This window comes from Nocardiopsis sp. TNDT3, assembly GCF_003427465.1.
Lineage (GTDB): Bacteria > Actinomycetota > Actinomycetes > Streptosporangiales > Streptosporangiaceae > Nocardiopsis > Nocardiopsis dassonvillei.
In genome coordinates, this window is the sequence record NZ_QPFC01001087.1 from 1 (window position 1) to 4,238 (window position 4,238).

A 4,238-nucleotide genomic window follows, 5' to 3' on the forward strand; every position below is an offset into this window, starting at 1 on the left:
GGCGTCCGCCACCGGCGCGCCCCAAGAGTCGGATGCCGGGCACGGTGGGGCCGGGCGGGGCGCGCCCGGTCTGTCGGCGGTGTCGGCTAGGTTGCCCGCGTACACGCACAGCAGTGTTCGAGGAGGGCGACCATGGCATCGAGACCACCGCGTACCGACCGGGGGAGCAGGACCGTCCGCGCCTCCGCGGCGGCGGTCTACGCGGCGATGACCGAGCCGGACGCCCTCGCGGCCTGGCTGCCGCCGGAGGGCATGACCGGCCGGATCGACCGCTTCGAGCCGTGGCCGGGGGGCGGCTTCCGCATGGTGCTGACCTACCTCGACCCGGGGGCGGGGCATGGCAAGACCTCGGCGACGGAGGACGTCACCGAGGTCGCCTTCGCCGAGCTGGTGCCCGGGGAGCGGGTCGTGCAGCGGATCGACTTCGAGTCCCCGGACCCCGACTTCGCCGGGACGATGACGATGACCTGGACCCTCACCGCGGACCCGGAGGGAACCCTGGTCACCGTCGAGGCCGTCGACGTGCCCCGGGGCATCGAACACGCCGTCCACGAGGAGGCCCTGGCCTCGTCCCTGGCCAACCTCGCGGCCCACGTGGAGCGCTGACCCGGCGACCCGGTCCGGACGGAGACGCCCGCCCGGGACCGGACCGCCCTGCCAGGCATCGGCGTGGCCTCCCCGCGCGTGGTCCTCAGCCGTCGTCGGGCAGACGGCCCAGGCGTGCCTCCACCTCGTCCGCGCGCGGGTCGTCGTGGTCGCGCAGGTACTCCAGGGCCGCGTTCCACGCCTCCCGGGCCGCGGCGGCGTCGCCCAGTTCGGCGCGGGCATCGCCCAGACCCAGCAGGGCGACCGCCCGGCTGTCCCGGTCGTCGCGCTCCTCGAAGACGCGCAGGGCCCGCCGGTACTCGGTCACGGCTTCCCCGGCCCGGCCCGATCCGGTGAGGCTCCGGCCCAGGGTGCAGCGCGCCCAGGCCACGCTCCAGTCGGCGTTGACGGCCTCGAAGGCCTCGATCGCCGCACGGCTGTGGTCGAGGGCCTCGTCCCAACGGCCGAGGTCCACCCCGAAGTCGGCCAGGCTCAGCAGCCCCATCGCCGCCCCGCGCCGCTCGCCCGACTCACGGAAGACCGCGATGGCCCGCTCGACCTGTTCGACAGCGGTTCCGTCGCGCTCACCGCGCTGCCAGGCCACCACTCCCAGCTGGCGCAGCGCGAACCCCTCCACCCACGGATCACCGGCCTCCCGATTGGCCTCCAGGGCGGACCCGTAGTGCCGCACGGCCGCGTCGAGATCGTCCAGCAGCCACTGGGCGTCGCCCATGCCCAGGTGGTTGCGGGCGAGTCCGAAGGCGCTGCCCGCGTTCCCGGCCGCCCGGAGGCCGACCGCGTGCAGGTCGCGCCACTCGTGCCAGTGCCGGTGCAGCTCGAACAGCGGGTAGATCGTCGCGGGCAGTCGCCAGGCGGTGTCGTGGTGGCCGTGCTCCAGTGCGGCCCGCACCACGGCCACGAGGTTCGCGCGCTCGGTCTCGAACCAGGTCAGCGCGTCCTGGACGGAGCCGAACCCGGGCAACTCGTGATCCTGTTCCCGCCCGGGGACCACCGGGAAGTTGGGGTGTTCCACAAGCTGCGCCCGTGCGGCGGCGTGCGTGTACCACCGGGCCACCCGTCCGACGGCCTCGCCCGCCGCCTCCGGTCCCTCCTCGGCGCGGACCCGCTCGACCGCGTACAGGCGAACCAGGTCGTGCAGGCGGTAGCGGTCCTCGCGCGGGCGCTCCACGAGGTTCGCGCGGGTCAGGCGGTCCAGGAGCCTTCGGGCCTCCGCCCGCGGGGTGCCGGTGAGCGCGGCGGCGGCCCCGCAGGAGAACTCCGGTCCCGGGTGCAGGCCCAGACGCCGGAAAAAACGGGCGGTGTCGTCGTCCAGGGCCCGATAGGAAGCCGTCATCACGGCGCGCAGATCACTCAACTCGTCCTCCTCGGAGAGGGCGTCCAGACGTGAATCCTCGGCGGCCAGTTCGCGTACCAGGTCGCTCAGTGCCGCGTCCGGCCGGTCGAGCAGCCGCTCGGCCGCCACACGCAGGGCCAGCGGGAGGCGGGCGCAGTGCTCGGCCAGTTCGTGGGCCGCACGCGGCTCAGAGTCCACGCGGGGACCGACCGTACTCCGTAGCAGGGCCACCGAGTCAGCCACCGGCAGAACGTCCAGGGTGAGGCGCCGGGCCCCGTCGCGTGCCACAAGACCGGGCAGCGCGTTCCGGCTGGTCACCACGACCATGCAGCCGGGCGAGGCGGGCAACAGGGGACGGACCTGTCCTGGGTTGAGCACGTCGTCGATGACGACCAGGAGACGCTTGCCATCGACCTCGGAGCGGTAGAGGGCCGAGCGGCCATCCAGATCCAGGGGGATGCGCTCAGGAGGAACACCGAGGGCCCGCAGGATCGCGTCGAGTGCTTGTGAGGCCTCGGCACGCGGGCCGGGAGCGTGCCCGTGCACACTGGCGTACAGAGCTCCGTCGGGGAAGATGTCTCGCGTCCGGTGTGCCCAGTGAATGGCCAGAGCGGTTTTGCCAACGCCCGGAGGTCCGGCCAGCACCGCGACCGGGACACCCGTCTGCGCCTCGGCCGCCAGCGCGTCCAGCTGTCGCAGGTGAGCTGAGCGGTCCACGAAGCCGGTGACCGCCAGCGGCAGCTGGCGCGGCACGGCGGCGGGCCTGGCGGGTCCGGAGACGATGTGGACGTCGCCGTGTACGACACCCGCCTGCACCATTGCCGAAGGGCTGCCGTGCACGGTATTGGTGGTCCGGTGGTTTTCGGTGTCTGTCACAGGGGTCGCATGTCAGCGTCGAAACGCTTCTCGTACTCGGAGAAAGGGATGGACAGGTGCAGGGCCAGGTCACGTACCGCGTTGGCCCGCACGATCTGCTCGGGATCGGTCACCAGTTCGGGGGCGAGCATGGTGCCGTCGGGCGCGTAGTCCATCTTCACCAGCCGCTCGGAGTCGAACAACCAGTAGTCGGACCGGGGGACGCCCTCGGGCCAGGAATCCTCGCGCACGGGCAGGATGTTGACGTCCTCGCCCGCCTTGACGTTGGAGCGGTAGCCCCATGCACACTCGAACCGCAGGTAGTCCGTCAGAGGTTCGACGACGACGTGGACCCGGCGGAACCGTCGCCCGCTGCCGACGATGCGGGCCCAGTCATCGTGGGAGTCGGTAGTGATCACCTCACCGTTGGCTAGGAAGCGGCGCAACGCCTCTTCCTCGTAGCCGACGTCGTAGACCTGGAGGGTTTCCAGCCGAAAGGCCGTGTAGCGGCAGTCCTCGAAGAAGCGGTCGAACTCCTCCCCGCTGACGGGCCGGGACCCACCGCTTTCAGGGGTCACGCGCCCCTCCGCCGGTAGCGCTCGACGGCGGCGAGGACGATCTCGGGAGAGATGCGGACCGCGGTCTCACCGGGCAGGGGGTCGGCCAGCTTCGCGAAGTCGGCGTCATTGAGACCAGCGCCCTGGACGACGAAGTCACCCGTGTCGCTGATGTAGACGGAGGGGCAGCCTTTGTCACCTGACTTGTCGTCCTTGGCGAGCAGTTCCAGTTCCATGGCTCTCCGTTCGGGCCTCCCAGGAACGTTCCTCGGGTCTTGAAGCTAACACGGAAGCCCTGCCCCGTAGGGCTTGTGGCCGTCTTCGGCCTACCCGCCCACGTACCTTCTCCGTATCTGCTCCACTTCGTCCCTGTCGTCCTCACCAGACGCGCGCACGATCCGTTTGATGTCAGCAGCGGCGAGTGCGTCGAGCAGGGCTTGGATCTCCTCCTCGGAGACGGCTGGTTCGTTGCTCTCGTCCTCGTTCACGGTTTCCACTCCATCACGTCAGCCTGTTTCCTCCATGGTGGTTCCTGCCCGTCGCGGAAGAAAGCCTGCCGGTCGCGGCACCGCTGAGAGTCAGGAGTTCCGGTGGAACCCGCGGAAGGGGAGGTGCGGTGCTGCCGTGACGGCGGCGACCGAGCGGATCAGCTCCTCGGGGGTGTCGGCGCAGACCAGGTACAGGTCGCCTGGTGCGCGTAGAGGACCGCGCAGATTCCCCGCCCCTCCACCCTCCGGAACCCGGTCCCTTCCCGACCGTAGTCGCACGGCTACCGTAAAAACGTTTTTCGTGTTAGCTTCCGGTGCAATGGGAGCGCTCCCCACCCCCCACTCCTTCCGGACACCGCCGTCCGGAGTTCGCACAGAGGAGCAGCAGTGCCCATCAAC

At 70.9% G+C, this 4,238-nt stretch carries 5 protein-coding genes; 1 reads left to right on the top strand and 4 read right to left on the bottom strand.

The genetic code is table 11. The features are described 5' to 3' along the window. Positions 1–132: 132 nt before the first annotated feature. The gene (locus DQW06_RS24150; RefSeq protein WP_117199367.1) at positions 133–606 is read left to right on the top strand and encodes an SRPBCC domain-containing protein; all 474 of its coding nucleotides are present in this window, start codon (positions 133–135) and stop codon (positions 604–606) included. An 85-nt stretch (positions 607–691) separates the two neighbouring features. Here DQW06_RS24150 and DQW06_RS24155 read toward each other — a convergent pair whose 3' ends face one another. The 4 genes from DQW06_RS24155 to DQW06_RS29315 form a co-directional block, all read right to left on the bottom strand. After that, positions 692–2,758 (bottom strand): tetratricopeptide repeat protein, encoded by a 2,067-nt coding sequence (locus DQW06_RS24155; RefSeq protein ID WP_117199368.1) that lies wholly within the window; start codon positions 2,756–2,758, stop codon positions 692–694. Positions 2,759–2,811: 53 nt separating this feature from the next. Beyond that, entirely contained in the window at positions 2,812–3,372 is a 561-nt protein-coding gene (locus DQW06_RS24160) for a DUF6879 family protein (protein ID WP_117199369.1), read from the bottom strand. Beyond that, entirely contained in the window at positions 3,369–3,587 is a 219-nt protein-coding gene (locus DQW06_RS24165) for a hypothetical protein (RefSeq protein ID WP_117199370.1), read from the bottom strand. The genes DQW06_RS24160 and DQW06_RS24165 overlap by 4 nt, the downstream gene beginning before the upstream one ends. 90 nt (positions 3,588–3,677) lie before the next feature. Continuing rightward, positions 3,678–3,839, bottom strand: a complete 162-nt coding sequence (locus DQW06_RS29315; protein WP_198662535.1) for a hypothetical protein — start codon at positions 3,837–3,839, stop codon at positions 3,678–3,680. Positions 3,840–4,238: the final 399 nt, after the last annotated feature.